The sequence below is a fragment of the Pseudomonas sp. PA-7-1E genome (assembly GCF_021605325.1).
In the GTDB taxonomy this organism is placed as follows: Bacteria; Pseudomonadota; Gammaproteobacteria; order Pseudomonadales; family Pseudomonadaceae; genus Aquipseudomonas; species Aquipseudomonas fluorescens_BV.
This window is the reverse complement of sequence record NZ_WKFA01000043.1, coordinates 17,121-31,291: the sequence shown is the minus strand read 5'-3', so window position 1 is coordinate 31,291 and position 14,171 is coordinate 17,121. Positions and strand designations below refer to the sequence as shown.

12 protein-coding genes, 1 tRNA gene and 2 pseudogenes are annotated in these 14,171 nt (G+C 55.1%); 4 read left to right on the top strand and 11 right to left on the bottom strand.

Annotated features, from left to right (window positions below; genetic code table 11):
- Positions 1-80: 80 nt before the first annotated feature.
- Positions 81-980, top strand: a pseudogene (locus GIW79_RS21965) (tyrosine-type recombinase/integrase); the annotation flags it as partial.
- A 333-nt stretch (positions 981-1,313) separates the two neighbouring features.
- Here the strand turns inward: GIW79_RS21965 and GIW79_RS21960 are convergent.
- Positions 1,314-3,416 carry an acyltransferase family protein gene (locus GIW79_RS21960; protein ID WP_089042170.1) on the bottom strand — a complete coding sequence of 701 codons (2,103 nt, stop codon included), beginning with the start codon at positions 3,414-3,416 and terminating at the stop codon, positions 1,314-1,316.
- 811 nt (positions 3,417-4,227) lie between these two features.
- Here GIW79_RS21960 and GIW79_RS21955 point away from each other — a divergent pair.
- Positions 4,228-5,009 (top strand): annotated as a pseudogene (locus GIW79_RS21955) (tyrosine-type recombinase/integrase); the annotation flags it as partial.
- Positions 5,010-5,089: 80 nt separating this feature from the next.
- Here the strand turns inward: GIW79_RS21955 and GIW79_RS21950 are convergent.
- From GIW79_RS21950 to thrS, 9 genes are all read right to left on the bottom strand, one after another.
- A tRNA-Pro gene (locus GIW79_RS21950) sits at positions 5,090-5,166 on the bottom strand.
- Positions 5,167-5,256: 90 nt separating this feature from the next.
- Positions 5,257-5,613: a MerR family transcriptional regulator gene (locus GIW79_RS21945; RefSeq protein WP_003174972.1), complete on the bottom strand. Its 357-nt coding sequence runs from the start codon at positions 5,611-5,613 to the stop codon at positions 5,257-5,259.
- Positions 5,594-5,896, bottom strand: coding sequence for an integration host factor subunit alpha (gene ihfA / locus GIW79_RS21940; RefSeq protein WP_002553164.1), 303 nt, complete (start codon positions 5,894-5,896; stop codon positions 5,594-5,596). The genes GIW79_RS21945 and ihfA overlap by 20 nt, the downstream gene beginning before the upstream one ends.
- A 3-nt stretch (positions 5,897-5,899) precedes the next feature.
- The gene (gene pheT, locus GIW79_RS21935) at positions 5,900-8,278 is read right to left on the bottom strand and encodes a phenylalanine--tRNA ligase subunit beta (protein ID WP_236454872.1); all 2,379 of its coding nucleotides are present in this window, start codon (positions 8,276-8,278) and stop codon (positions 5,900-5,902) included.
- Positions 8,279-8,304: 26 nt separating this feature from the next.
- Positions 8,305-9,321, bottom strand: a complete 1,017-nt coding sequence (gene pheS / locus GIW79_RS21930; protein ID WP_137270598.1) for a phenylalanine--tRNA ligase subunit alpha — start codon at positions 9,319-9,321, stop codon at positions 8,305-8,307.
- A 109-nt stretch (positions 9,322-9,430) separates the two neighbouring features.
- Entirely contained in the window at positions 9,431-9,787 is a 357-nt protein-coding gene (rplT, locus tag GIW79_RS21925) for a 50S ribosomal protein L20 (RefSeq protein ID WP_003192488.1), read from the bottom strand.
- A gap of 29 nt (positions 9,788-9,816) precedes the next feature.
- Positions 9,817-10,011: a 50S ribosomal protein L35 gene (rpmI, locus tag GIW79_RS21920; RefSeq protein ID WP_002553160.1), complete on the bottom strand. Its 195-nt coding sequence runs from the start codon at positions 10,009-10,011 to the stop codon at positions 9,817-9,819.
- Between the two features lie 59 nt (positions 10,012-10,070).
- Positions 10,071-10,622 carry a translation initiation factor IF-3 gene (gene infC / locus GIW79_RS21915; protein WP_015884933.1) on the bottom strand — a complete coding sequence of 184 codons (552 nt, stop codon included), beginning with the start codon at positions 10,620-10,622 and terminating at the stop codon, positions 10,071-10,073.
- Positions 10,622-12,544: a threonine--tRNA ligase gene (gene thrS, locus GIW79_RS21910; RefSeq protein WP_003192490.1), complete on the bottom strand. Its 1,923-nt coding sequence runs from the start codon at positions 12,542-12,544 to the stop codon at positions 10,622-10,624. The genes infC and thrS overlap by 1 nt, the downstream gene beginning before the upstream one ends.
- Before the next feature lie 364 nt (positions 12,545-12,908).
- Here thrS and GIW79_RS21905 point away from each other — a divergent pair, with 364 nt between their 5' ends.
- Positions 12,909-13,223 (top strand): hypothetical protein, encoded by a 315-nt coding sequence (locus tag GIW79_RS21905; RefSeq protein WP_019820908.1) that lies wholly within the window; start codon positions 12,909-12,911, stop codon positions 13,221-13,223.
- Between the two features lie 289 nt (positions 13,224-13,512).
- Positions 13,513-13,725 (top strand): cold-shock protein, encoded by a 213-nt coding sequence (locus GIW79_RS21900; RefSeq protein ID WP_003234260.1) that lies wholly within the window; start codon positions 13,513-13,515, stop codon positions 13,723-13,725.
- 67 nt (positions 13,726-13,792) lie between these two features.
- Here GIW79_RS21900 and GIW79_RS21895 read toward each other — a convergent pair whose 3' ends face one another.
- Positions 13,793-14,113 (bottom strand): I78 family peptidase inhibitor, encoded by a 321-nt coding sequence (locus tag GIW79_RS21895; protein WP_054898318.1) that lies wholly within the window; start codon positions 14,111-14,113, stop codon positions 13,793-13,795.
- Positions 14,114-14,171: the final 58 nt, after the last annotated feature.

The following is a 14,171-nucleotide window of genomic DNA, read 5'->3' as shown; positions in this document are numbered from 1 at the left end:
GAGTATCCAGCTGCATCAGCCTAACTGCCGCCAGAGAAAGCGCGCCTATTCCATTAACTCGAAAACATTGGGCCCCGTACATCACGCTCATCGATGACAGTACCCTGACGCCGTTTGTGCGTGGCCAGCAGAAGCCAACCAAGGACGGCGCAAGGAAAGGTCAAACCAGGCGTATCGAACAAGACGGCGAATATCGCCCTACAAGGAGTCGTCGGATTTTTGAATCCGTACCACCGCAAGGGCGGGATACAGAAAGCGGCTATGGCTGGAAAGCGTGCCAGTGATATCGATGATGGAAGAAGAGAAATCCAGCAGGAAACCTTATCCGCTGTCATTGGATGACCAGTCAATGCTGTTCGCCGAGCTGCCGGACCACCTGTTGAGGATGGCCCTCTCTAAGGTGGACATTGGATGCCGGAAACAGGAAGTCTGCAAATTGCGGTGGGATTGGGAAATACGGGTACCGGCGTTGAGCACCAGCGTGTTTCTGATACCTGCCGGGTTCGGCGGGCGAAGTGAGAAAGCCGGGGTGAAGAATGACGATGAACGCCTGGTGATCCTGAACAAGGTGGCCATGTCGATCATCGACAATCAGCGCGGTCTGCACAAAGACCTGGTGTTCCCCTACGGGAAGGCAGATCAGTTCGGGCCAACGGTAATGCATCGCATGAATGACTCGGTCTTGAAGAAAGCCAGGGTGCGCGCATAGCGGAAAGTCGGAGACGGCCTACAAGGCGCCGACACACCCGCGGTTCAGATTGATCAGGATTCACGACCTGAAACACACCTTTGGCAGAAGACCACGTGCAGCAAGCGTGACAGAGGTAGATCGCAAAGCGTTATTGGGGCATAAGAACGGCAGTATTACGAGCCACTATTCCACCCCGGTGTTGCAGCATCTGATTGAGGCTGCGAACAAAGTGTTGGCAACTGACTCTCGCGAGCCAGTGCTGACCGTTTTGAGGAGGAAATCGAGATGATCCCCCGCAAAGTGCCTACGTATGAAAAAGCCGAACAGGTTCGAGTTCGGCTAAGTCATTGAAAAATATGGTCGGGACGGAGTGATTCGAACACCCGCCCCCTAACACCCCGTGTACGCGGACACCTCTACAGGCCGCTAAACACAAGGCTTCGCGCCTGGCGCTCGCTGCAACGATGCCTAAGAGTGCGGAACCGTAACTCACGAAGTCTCTTGTAAAGTCACTGAGCCTATTTAGGCTCCCTCCGGCGTCCTGCAGACCTAACACAAAATTCAAACACGAGAGAAAAAGCCCGCACGCGGCGGGCTTAACATCAGCAACGCAACTTGGTCGTTATCTTTGCGCCTGGCTCTCAGGATCCGCCAGTGCCCTATTGATAATCGGCATCAGATCCTTCGCCATAAATTCAGAACCCTTCGCAGACAGGTGATCGTCATCACGGTACATCATCTGGCCGTCGATCATGGCCCAGCACCATTCGGCGTCGCACAGCTTCGCCTGCGTATCAAACAGCGTCACTGCCGGAAAGTCTTTCATGACCCTGGCAACTACTTCTTTGTATTCTTTGTTTCGAGAGTCCACTTCTGCCCGAGATATAGCGCACGGGCTCTTAACCTTGTTGGTCAAACGTAATGGACGACTATCAACGCACGACATCGGAGAGAAGCCAAGCTCAGGAATATCCAATACGAACACCACCTGCTTGCCCGCTTTGGCGAGCATCGTGAAGGTGTTTCTCATACCGGCCTCAAAGACTGCTGCGTAATCTGTCACCTCCGGATGGCCGACTAGCTCCAGGACTCTATCGTGATGGATTAGATCATCTCCCTCATGGTAACCGTTACCGGTCAGGTACATGGGGCCCCGGGACGACAACACAACTGTTTTTACAGACTCCGTATTGACTGCCAACTCGATTGCCTTGTTGATGTAGGTCGAGCACCAATCACGGACGCCTCTCGGGTGAGATGTGACGTTATAGAACGACGTGCATCCGGAAACTCCGATGTTTAGAAGGTTTTTATTTTCCTTTGCCATGGCTTCGGACAGCCCGAGGCGAATATGGTCACTGTGGGAGTCGCCAATCAACATAGCCGATGGGTCACCCTCCCGAGTCATTGAGCAATGATCAATGGGCCAGAACGCGGGGTAGGCCTTTCGGCAAGTTTCGTTCGCCAGATCGCCCCAGTTGAATTGGCTGTTATTGCTGGCAAGTTCTTGAACGCGAAAAGGCAGGCCATCGCGCGCAAATGTGGCGTATCCAACGCCGCCCAAACACAGCATCACACCCCAAAGCAGCGTTGGTTTCAGTGCAGTTTGTGCACCAAATCGAATCGGGCTTTCGATAAAACGATAAGTGAGCCAAGCAAGCAGAACGCTCAACAGAACACCGGCAACCTGTATTTCCCAGGATGGGACAGCGGATTCCATAATTCTGGCGAACGAAAGAATCGGCCAATGCCAGAGGTACAGCGGGTAACTGATCACGCCAATGAAGAGCATGAATCGATTGCTCAGAAGGGTTCGGTTCACCAATGCGTTGGGACCCGAAAAGATCAGCATCGCGGTGCCAATTACGGGCGACAGAGCCCACCAGCCAGGGAAGATGTCACCGCTTTTTAGGAATGCTACCGCGGCAACGATTAGCCCAAGGCCGAGTATAGAAATTGCACTATTAAGCGTTTCACCAAAAACTATTGGAGCATCGTTCCTTTCAACTGCTTTCGAACGAGAATAGTAAAAATAGGCTAGGACGCCCCCTGCTAACAGCTCCCAAAATCTTGTTTGAGGAGAAAAGAAAGTCCCCACAGGATCTGAAGCAACACCATAAACATTCAGACCGAAAGATATAAGACACAAAGCAGCAACCGTAAGCTTTATGCTTACACCAGTTCTCCAGGCTGCCCAAATAATTAGTGGATAAACAAGATAAAACTGCTCTTCAATCGCTAGCGACCAAAGATGCATTAACGGTTTTAGCTCTGAGGACGTATCAAAATAGCCAGACTCACCAAGCAAATTAAAGTTCTGCAAAAATATGGTGCCGGCCGCTATGTGCCGTCCCAACTGTTTGAATTCATCAGGAAGCAACGCAAACCAGCCAAACACATACGTGATCAAAAGGACAGCCACTAGCGCAGGAAATATTCGTTTAGCCCTACGAGAATAAAAATCTACAAAGCTAAAGTGACCCCGACCCAAACTCTTAAAAATAATGCTTGAAATTAGAAAACCGGAGATAACGAAGAACACGTCAACTCCTGCAAATCCACCGGGAACAATGGATGGAAATGCATGAAAGATAACAACTGATAAAATTGCTATCGCCCTCAACCCATCAATATCGGGACGATACTTCAAATGGTCATGAGCTTTTGTATTTCCAACCACTGACGACTCTCTGACATCCTTGAGTAGCGGCGTCTTAACATTCATTACAGCGCAGTTCCATTCTGGAGATGATTCGCAACAGCTCAATGAAACATGAAGCGAAGTGAGGTTCCGATGACCTGGCCCGGCCAATCTAGCCGCGCATGGTACTGCTGGCGGTTGGCCTGCCGCAACCTTCGCCCCAAGATCTGGGCGAAGGCTTAACTCCTGTGCGCGTCAGGCAACAGTTACATAAAGCACGATCTCGAGTGGTGCTTGCGTATCTGGCCGCGTAACCACGTATCCCCTGGGAGGCGCGATAGAACACTGGGCGAATCTCTGTCGTGACCGTATTCAGGTACAAGCCCTGAACCTCCTCCCCCCGATTATATCCAGCTGCATCAGACTTCCAACAGCCACGGTCAGCGTGCCTTTCGCGTTGATTCGATACACCTGACCAGATTGTAAATCTGAGCTAACAGCCGTCGTAGTTCGACTGACAGCGTTCCACCTGATGCGCTCAGCGTGGGGAGAACACCGTTGGTTACCCATCAGGTAAGCCAGTTGCTTTGGCCCCGCCTCCAGAACTGCCTGATGTATTGCGCGGTGTACCTGTTCCATTTCGGGAAACCTCTTCGTGGTTGTCGTGGCAGAACGTTCAGCTCAGGGGCGAAGATATGCGCCCTCAATCAGGGCTTCTTTTAATCGGGATTAAAGATCTGGCTCTTGGCCTGAATTGCGCAGATAGGCCCAGTCGACATCGGGCCGGTGCTCTTCACAGGTAACGCTTCTGCCGCCTGAACTGCAACAGCCTGGTGCGGCCAGTGCAGATAATCTTCGCGGCCTGGGCGGCGTTGTAATTCTTGGGCGACACCACAACAGAACGGTGAATATCTTGATCGAACGTGTAGTACGGGTTTTGTCGTTGTGTGCCAGGAAATGGCGAGACGATGAGCGTAGGCCGTGGCTGGATAGCGTGCCGATGCTCACGAAACTGGAAGAGAAGAAGTCGAGCCGCAAGCCGTACCCAATGTCGGGGCCGGAGCAATCGCTGCTGTCTGGAGAGTTGCCGGTTCACCTGCAAACGATGGCGCTGTTCAAGGTGAACACCGGCACGCGGGAACAGGAGGTTTGCAAGCTAAGGTGGGATTGGGAGATTTCGTTACCCGAACTGGGCACCAGCGTATTTCTGATACCAGCCGATTTTGGCGGCCGGTATGAGCAATCCGGCGTGAAGAACGGCGACGAGCGACTGGTGGTGCTAAACAGTATGCCCAGGTCGATCATCGAGAAGCAGCGCGGCATCAGTAAGGTATGGGTTTTCCCATACAACAGAACCGCGATGCACCGGATGAATGACTCGGCCTGGAAGAAAGCGCGGGTGAGAGCGGCGAAACTCTGGCAGGAGGAAAACCTTCGCCCCGCTCACTCTGGTTATGCATCCATCAGGATTCATGACCTTAAGTACACGTTTGGCCGCCGACTGCGTGCAGCGTAACCGAGGAAGACCGCAAGGCCCTTCTGGGGCACAAGAACGGCAGCATCACCAGTCACTACTCAGGCGCTGAGCGCGGGCATTTGATAGGAGCTGCGAACATGGGATCAGCAATCGATTCTCGCGGACCGGTCCTGACAATTTTGAAGAGGGAGCAGGCGTGAAAAAACGACAAGTCACGCAAATGTCACGCACATGAAAAAGGCCAATGCTGTGAACATTGGCCTAAAGTCATTGAAAAATATGGTCGGGACGGAGTGATTCGAACACTCGACCCCTAGCACCCCATGCTAGTGCGCTACCGGACTGCGCTACGCCCCGACTAGGCGTGTTACTGGGTTCGCTTCTTAACGAAGCGAACCGGAATATACCGCAAGCTTTTGAAATGTGGAAGTATTTTTAAAGCTTGAATCATTTTTTCAGCACCACCAGTACATCTTCCAATTCGGAGATCATTTGGCGGATCAGTTGCTTGTATTGAGTGGTGTCGTCTTTGGCTTCGTCACCGGACATACGCTGGCGTGCGCCGCTGATGGTGAACCCTTGGTCGTACAGCAACGCGCGGATCTGTCGGATCATCAGCACGTCCTGGCGCTGATAATACCGACGGTTCCCGGTGCGTTTGACGGGGTTGAGTTGAGGAAACTCCTGCTCCCAATAGCGCAGCACGTGCGGTTTTACCGCACACAACTCGCTGACTTCACCGATGGTGAAGTAGCGCTTGCCTGGGATGACGGGTAGCTCGTCGTTATGACTTGGTTCCAGCATAAGCCTCAACTCGGGCCTTCAACTTCTGCCCTGGACGAAAGGTGACCACACGGCGAGCCGTGATCGGGATTTCTTCTCCCGTTTTTGGATTGCGGCCAGGCCGCTGGCGTTTGTCTCGCAGGTCAAAATTGCCGAAACCGGACAATTTGACCTGTTCGTTGTCTTCCAGAGCGTGTCTGATCTCTTCAAAAAACAGCTCAACCAATTCCTTGGCCTCGCGCTTGTTCAGACCCAACTCTTCGTACAGACGTTCCGCCATCTCAGCTTTCGTCAAAGCCCCCATACGTCACTTCCTTAACGTGGCGTTCAACCTTTGTTCGAGCGAGGTGAGGATATTTTGCGTCGTGGTATTCACCTCATCGTCATTAAGAGTGCGCGATGGATGCTGCCAGGTCAAGCCAACTGCAAGGCTTTTTCTATGCGGATCAATGCCTTTACCCTGATAGACGTCAAATAGCCTGAGGTCTGTCAGCCATTCCCCTGCATTTTCACGGATTACATCCAGAACTGCAGTGGCGGCGACTTCACGGTCGGCGATCAGGGCCAGGTCGCGACGCACTTCAGGGAAGCGCGACAACTCGCTGAATTTAGGCATCTTGCCCGACGCAACTTCAGCCAAGACTAGCTCAAACACGAAGACTGGACGGTCCAGCCCCAAGGTTTTCGACAGTTCTGGGTGAATGGCGCCCACAAAGCCCACCAGGCGACCTTCACGCTCGATACGTGCAGTCTGGCCTGGATGCAACGCTGGGTGGCTACCCGGCACGAACGTAAAGGCGTCCAACGCACCGGCAAAGCCGAGCACCGCTTCCACGTCTGCCTTGACGTCGAAGAAGTCCACGACCTCACGGCCTTGCGCCCAGCCTTCCGGCAGACGGCTGCCGCAGACGACGCCCGCCAGCATCGGCTCTTGCTTCAAGCCATCAAGCTGGCCGACGAAACGCAAGCCGCTTTCGAACAGACGCACGCGGTCTTGCTGGCGGTTCAGGTTGTGAGAAAGAGCCTTCACCAGGCCCGGCCACAGCGACGAACGCATGGCGGCCATGTCGTTGGAGATCGGATTAGCCAACAACAGCGGTTCAACGCCAGGGTTGAACAGTTCGAACTGTTTTGGATCAATGAAGCTATACGTCACAGCTTCCTGGTAACCACGGGCAACCAGCAAACGACGCAGTTCAGGCAGGTGCGCACGCGCTTCGGCCTTGGGTTGCGGTGCCAGGCGTGCTTGCGGATAGCGAACCGGCAGGCGGTTGTAACCGTACAGGCGCGCCAGCTCTTCGATCAGGTCGACTTCCAGGCTGATGTCGAAGCGATGGCTAGGTACTGCAACCTGCCACTGCCCTTCCCCACCCGCGGAAATACCCAGGCCGAGTGCAGACAGCAGTTGCTCGATTTCAGCCGGCTCGATGACCAGGCCGAGCATTTGCTCAACGCTTTTGGCACGCAAGGTAATCGGTGCAATCGACGGCAGGTACTGTTCGTTGACAGTTTCAGTAATCGGGCCGGCTTCACCACCGGTGATTTCCAGCAGCAGGCCGGTAGCGCGCTCCATGGCTTCACGGGCGAGTTTCCAGTCCACGCCACGCTCGTAGCGGTGCGACGCATCGGTGTGCAGGCCGTAGGAACGAGCCTTGCCAGCGATCGCGATCTGGTCGAAGAACGCGCTTTCAAGGAATACGTCACGGGTGGTCGCGGATACACCGCTGTGCTCGCCACCCATCACGCCGGCAATTGCCAGGGCACGTGTGTGGTCGGCGATGACCAGAGTGTCGGCACGCAGGCTGACTTCCTGGCCATCGAGCAGCACCAGCTTCTCGCCTTCTTCGGCCATACGCACGCGGATGCCGCCATTGATTTCGGCAAGATCAAACGCATGCAACGGCTGGCCGAGTTCCAGCATCACGTAGTTGGTGATGTCGACGGCGGCGTCGATGCTGCGTACATCGGCACGACGCAGGCGCTCAACCATCCACAGCGGCGTTGGCTTGGACAGGTCCACGTTACGGATCACACGCCCCAGGTAACGCGGGCAGGCGTTTGGTGCCAGTACCTCAATCGAGCGTACTTCGTCGTGTATCGCCGGTACGGCAGCGACCACTGGACGAGTGACAGGTGCGTTGTAGAGCGCGCCCACTTCACGGGCCAGGCCAGCCAGGGACAGGCAGTCGCCGCGGTTGGGGGTCAGGTCGACCTCAATGCTGGCGTCTTCCAGTTCCAGGTAAACACGGATGTCCTGACCCACTGGCGCGTCGGCCGGCAGCTCCATCAGGCCATCATTGCCCTCACCCACTTGCAGTTCGGCCTGGGAGCACAGCATGCCGTTGGATTCAACGCCACGCAGCTTGGCCTTCTTGATCTTGAAGTCGCCCGGCAACTGGGCACCGATCATAGCGAACGGGATCTTCAGGCCCGGGCGCACATTAGGCGCTCCGCACACGACCTGAAAGGTTTCCGAGCCGTTGCTGACCTGGCACACACGCAATTTGTCGGCATCAGGGTGCTGCTCGGTGCTCAACACCTCGCCCACCACCACACCACTGAAAACACCGGCGGCCGGCGTAACGCTATCGACCTCAAGACCGGCCATCGACAGGCGAGCAACCAGCTCGTCGCGATCTACCTGCGGGCTTACCCAGCCACGCAGCCATTGTTCACTGAATTTCATCCTGCTCTCCTAAAGATTCGTTACGACTAGCGAAATTGCGCGAGGAACCGCAAGTCGTTGTCGAAGAACAGACGCAAGTCGTTCACGCCGTAACGCAGCATGGCCAGACGCTCAACGCCCATGCCGAAGGCAAAGCCCGAGAACTCTTCTGGATCGATCCCGGACATGCGCAGCACGTTGGGGTGAACCATGCCGCAGCCCATCACTTCCAGCCAGCCGGTCTGCTTGCACACACGGCAGCCTTTACCGCTGCACATCACGCATTCCATGTCGACTTCAGCGGATGGCTCGGTGAACGGGAAGAACGAAGGACGGAAACGTACCGCCAACTCTTTTTCGAAGAACACCCGCAGGAACTCTTCGATGGTGCCTTTGAGGTCGGCGAAATTGATATCGCGATCAACCAGCAGGCCTTCGACCTGGTGGAACATCGGCGAATGGGTGATATCCGAGTCGCTACGGTACACACGGCCTGGGCAGACAATGCGGATCGGCGGCTTGTTCGCTTCCATGGTGCGGACCTGTACCGGCGAGGTATGGGTGCGCAGCAGCATGTTGGCGTTGAAATAGAAGGTGTCGTGCATCGACCGGGCCGGGTGATGGCCTGGGATGTTGAGCGCCTCGAAGTTGTGGTAGTCGTCTTCGACCTCAGGGCCTTCGGCAATGCCGTAGCCGATGTGTGTGAAGAACTGTTCGATACGTTCCAGAGTCCGGGTGATCGGATGCAGACCGCCCGACGCCTGGCCACGACCAGGCAAGGTCACGTCAATGGACTCGGCGGCGAGCTTGGCCGCAAGATCGGCCTCCTCGAGCGACGCCTTGCGCGCATTGAGAACCTCTGTGACACGCTCCTTGGCGACGTTGATCAGCGCACCGATTTGCGGACGCTCTTCAGCGGGCAGATTTCCCAGGGTCTTCATCACCTGAGTCAATTCACCTTTCTTGCCAAGGTAGTGAACCCGGATTTGCTCCAGGGCATTTACATCTTCAGCGCTTTGCACAGCCTCAAGGGCTTGGGCGACGAGCGCGTCCAGGTTTTCCATGTACAGACTCCAGATACAAAATAGGGGAAGAGCTTGAAGGCTCTTCCCCTATTTATGACGTTTACCACCTTGGGCCACAGGAGTAGCCCAGGGTGACTGTCGGGGGTACTTAAGCCAAGGAGGCTTTAGCTTTCTCGACAATCGCAGCAAACACCGCTTTTTCGTTCACGGCCAGTTCAGCCAGAACCTTACGGTCGATTTCGATGGACGCTTTTTTCAGGCCAGCGATGAAACGGCTGTAGGACAGACCGTTAACACGTGCACCGGCGTTGATACGAGCGATCCACAGAGCGCGGAACTGACGTTTTTTCTGACGACGGTCACGGTAGGCGTATTGGCCTGCCTTGATTACCGCTTGCTTGGCAACACGGAATACGCGTGAACGCGCGCCGTAGTAGCCTTTAGCAAGTTTCAGAATTTTTTTGTGACGCTTACGGGCCATGACGCCACGCTTTACACGAGCCATGAGTTACTTCCTCTATTCTTGAACCAAAATTAACGAAGGCGCAGCATGCGCTCGACTTTTGCCACGTCAGACGGATGCAGCAAGCTGCTACCGCGCAGTTGACGCTTACGCTTGGTCGACATTTTGGTCAGGATGTGGCTCTTGAAAGCGTGCTTGTGCTTGATGCCGTTAGCAGTTTTCAGAAACCGCTTAGCAGCACCACTTTTAGTTTTCATCTTTGGCATGTTCGGTACTCCGCATTCAGTTGATAAACATAATCAGAAGGCCTGCCGTGCCCTGTTGATTACTTCTTCTTTTTCGGGGCGATGACCATAATAAGCTGGCGTCCTTCCATCTTAGGATGCTGTTCGACCGAACCGTACTCCAGCAGGTCAGCTTCAACCCGCTTGAGGAGTTCCATCCCCAGCTCCTGGTGGGCCATCTCACGGCCGCGGAATCGCAAGGATACCTTGGCCCTGTCCCCATCACTCAGGAAACGTACCAGGTTGCGCAGTTTTACCTGGTAATCCCCTTCCTCCGTCCCTGGACGAAACTTGATTTCTTTTACTTGAATCTGCTTCTGGTTCTTCTTCGCTGCGGCAACCTGCTTCTTCTTTTCGAAGATAGATTTGCCGTAGTCCATCACCCGACAAACAGGTGGGATTGCATCGGCGGAGATTTCCACCAGGTCCAGCTTGGACTCTTCTGCAATACGAAGCGCTTCATCAATCGAGACGATGCCAATCTGCTCGCCATCAGCGCCAATTAACCGAACCTCGCGTGCCGAGATATTCTCGTTGATCGGGGCTTTCGGTGCAGCTCGTTTATCTTGTCTCATTTCACGCTTAATAATAATTACTCCGAATCTGGGCGACCACGCCGGGAAACCGCTTGCGCGAGGAACTCAGCGAACTGGGCGACGGGCATCGAGCCCAGGTCAGCACCTTCACGAGTACGCACAGCGACAGTCTGCATCTCGACTTCCCGATCTCCGATAACCAAAAGATAGGGAACCTTGAGCAAAGTATGCTCGCGGATTTTAAAGCCGATCTTTTCATTTCTCAAGTCGGACTTGGCACGAAATCCGCTTTCGTTGAGAGTTTTTTCAACTTCAGCGGCAAAATCTGCCTGTTTATCAGTGATATTCATGATCACTGCCTGGGTCGGAGCCAGCCACGCAGGGAACGCGCCCTCGTAGTGCTCGATCAGGATACCGACGAACCGTTCGAACGAACCGAGGATCGCCCGGTGCAGCATAACCGGGTGTTTACGGCTGTTGTCTTCGGAGACGTATTCGGCTCCCAGACGGATTGGCAGGTTAAAATCGAGCTGCAGGGTACCACACTGCCAGACACGGCCAAGGCAATCTTTGAGCGAGAACTCGATCTTCGGACCGTAGAACGCGCCCTCACCCGGCTGCAGATCGTACGCAAGGCCCGCACTGTCGAGCGCAGCGGCCAGTGCCGCTTCGGCGCGATCCCATAGCTCGTCGGAACCGACGCGTTTTTCCGGACGAGTGGACAGCTTCATCTCGACTTCGGTAAAGCCGAAATCGCGATAAACGTCCATGGTCAGCTTGATGAACGCTGCGGACTCGGCCTGCATCTGCTCTTCGGTGCAGAAGATGTGGGCGTCGTCCTGGGTGAAGCCACGCACCCGCATGATGCCGTGCAGCGCACCCGATGGTTCGTTACGGTGGCAGGCACCGAACTCGGCCAGGCGCATCGGCAACTCGCGGTAGCTCTTCAGGCCCTGATTGAATACCTGCACGTGGCACGGGCAGTTCATCGGCTTGATGGCGTAGTCGCGGTTTTCCGACTGGGTGGTGAACATGTTGTCGGCGTAGTTGGCCCAGTGCCCGGATTTCTCCCACAGGCTGCGATCAACCACCTGGGGAGTCTTGATCTCCAGGTAACCGTTTTCGCGCTGCACCTTGCGCATGTACTGCTCAAGCACCTGGTACAGAGTCCAGCCATTCGGGTGCCAGAACACCATGCCCGGCGCTTCTTCCTGAAGGTGGAACAGGTTCAGGCGCTTGCCGATCTTGCGGTGGTCGCGTTTTTCAGCTTCTTCGATGCGCTGGATATAGGCGGCCAATTGCTTCTTGTCAGCCCAGGCCGTGCCGTAGATCCGTTGCAGCTGTTCGTTCTTGGCGTCACCGCGCCAGTAGGCACCGGACAGCTTGGTCAGCTTGAACGATTTGAGGAAGCGCGTGTTCGGCACGTGCGGGCCACGGCACATATCCACGTATTCTTCGTGGTAGTACAGCCCCATGGCCTGCTCGTCCGGCATGTCTTCTACCAGACGCAGCTTGTAGTCCTCGCCACGTGCAGTAAACACGTCGATCACTTCGGCACGCGGGGTGACTTTTTTGATGACGTCGTAATCTTTTTCGATCAGCGCGTGCATGCGCTGCTCGATGGCCGCCAGGTCGTCCGGCGTAAAAGGACGCTCATAGGCGATGTCGTAATAGAAGCCTTCTTCAATGACCGGGCCGATCACCATCTTGGCGGTTGGATACAGTTGCTTGACCGCATGGCCAATCAAGTGCGCGCAAGAGTGGCGAATGATCTCCAGCCCCTCTTGATCCTTGGGCGTGATGATTTGCAGGCTGGCGTCGCTGGTGATCAGGTCGCTGGCATCAACCAGCTTGCCGTCGACCTTGCCGGCCACGGTGGCCTTGGCCAGGCCAGCACCAATGGATGCGGCGACCTCGGCTACGGAAACCGGATGATCGAATGAACGCTGACTGCCGTCGGGAAGAGTAATAGTTGGCATGGCGCCTCCTCTCCTAGTGGTGACCCCTACCAAAGGTCACGTGGGTTGGGATGAGCCAGTACAAGATCCAACACCAGGCCGCTCAATAATGAACGCCTGCCTTACAGCGGCAGGAGCCTTTCGGCCAACCGATAATCGAACCAGAGTGACTGGAGTGAACAAAAAGAACCTGGCAAGGCGGCAAATGGCGCGCCCGGAAATAGCCAGGCAAGGATGCTAGCACAGATGAACGGTCATCGCGTCGGCCAAGCGCTGGGTAAAGAGCAATTCATGGCTTTACAGTTGCAAAAGTGAACTTGAGCTGTACGCAGGGCCTCAAAGCCACTGAGAATCGCCGTTCGTCCTCGACCCAAAGGAGCATCCCATGATGCGTTTTACCTCTACCCTCGCTGTCGCCGCTACCCTGAGCCTCCTTTCCCTCGGCGCGCAGGCTGCAGCCCCTTCCAACTGGCCAGCTGGCGCCCGTGACGCCTTCGTCAACGACTGCAGTGCCGCAGCCAGCCAGAACGTGGACGTCAAAACTGCCAAAGCCCACTGTGAATGTGGCGCTGACAAGATCAATGCCGAATTGAGCACTGCCGAGATCAAGGAATTGATGACCAACCAGAACGCCAGCCCGGAGCTTAAAAACAAAGCAGTCGCGGCTATTTCGTCCTGCAAAGTGGTGAAGAAAAAGTAAGATTGGCTGACGATTCGACGGTCATTTCGCTGAAAAAACAGCCTGAAAACTGCCATTTCACACAAATTATGCAGGTTTTACGGCTTTTTTTAACAGCTGATATTTCGTCGCGAAGCCCCGTAAATCGGGGCTTTCAGCCGAACAACGGATCAAACGCAAAGCGATTGATTAGCAAACAGTGCCTTGGGGGGGCTCCCAAGCCGAACATTTCGACTATGATAGCCCTGTGTGCCCAGTTGGCCTGAGCAGCACAGCACTACTGAAAATATATGTTTCTTGGAGATACACCATGTCTAATCGCCAAACCGGCACCGTTAAATGGTTCAACGATGAAAAAGGCTTCGGCTTCATCACTCCTCAAGGTGGCGGTGACGACCTGTTCGTACACTTCAAAGCTATCGAAAGCGACGGTTTCAAAAGCCTGAAAGAAGGCCAAACCGTTTCCTTCGTGGCTGAGAAAGGCCAAAAGGGTATGCAAGCTGCACAGGTTCGCGGCGAGTAATTCTCCGCTGAGCTAAAAAAACCCCGTCCATGTGACGGGGTTTTTTATGGGCGATGCAAAAGCCGTATCAGCCGCAGTTAACCCGGTTGATCACCAGATTGTCGTCGGTGTTCAGGTTCAGGCGGTCAGAGCGATACTCCAGCGTGACCATGTCGTTGGGCTTGAGGATGCGTGCATTCTGCGCGCCAGCCCGCGTACGTGCTTGCTCCAGCAACTGGGGCGAGGCTTTCTGGCCGATGGCGAACTCTGCGGCCTTCGACTCACAGCGGCTATGACCGGCATCGGTCACAGTGGCAGCTTTGCCTGGCTCAGAGGCACCCGGGGTACTGCATCCCGCCAACGCGAGCGCAGCCAACAAAGTACCGAATGATGCGAGCTTCCAAGGCATGAAGCCTCCTATGATAAAAAGTGGACAGAGATCGTGCGACAGCATTCAAAGCGATTGG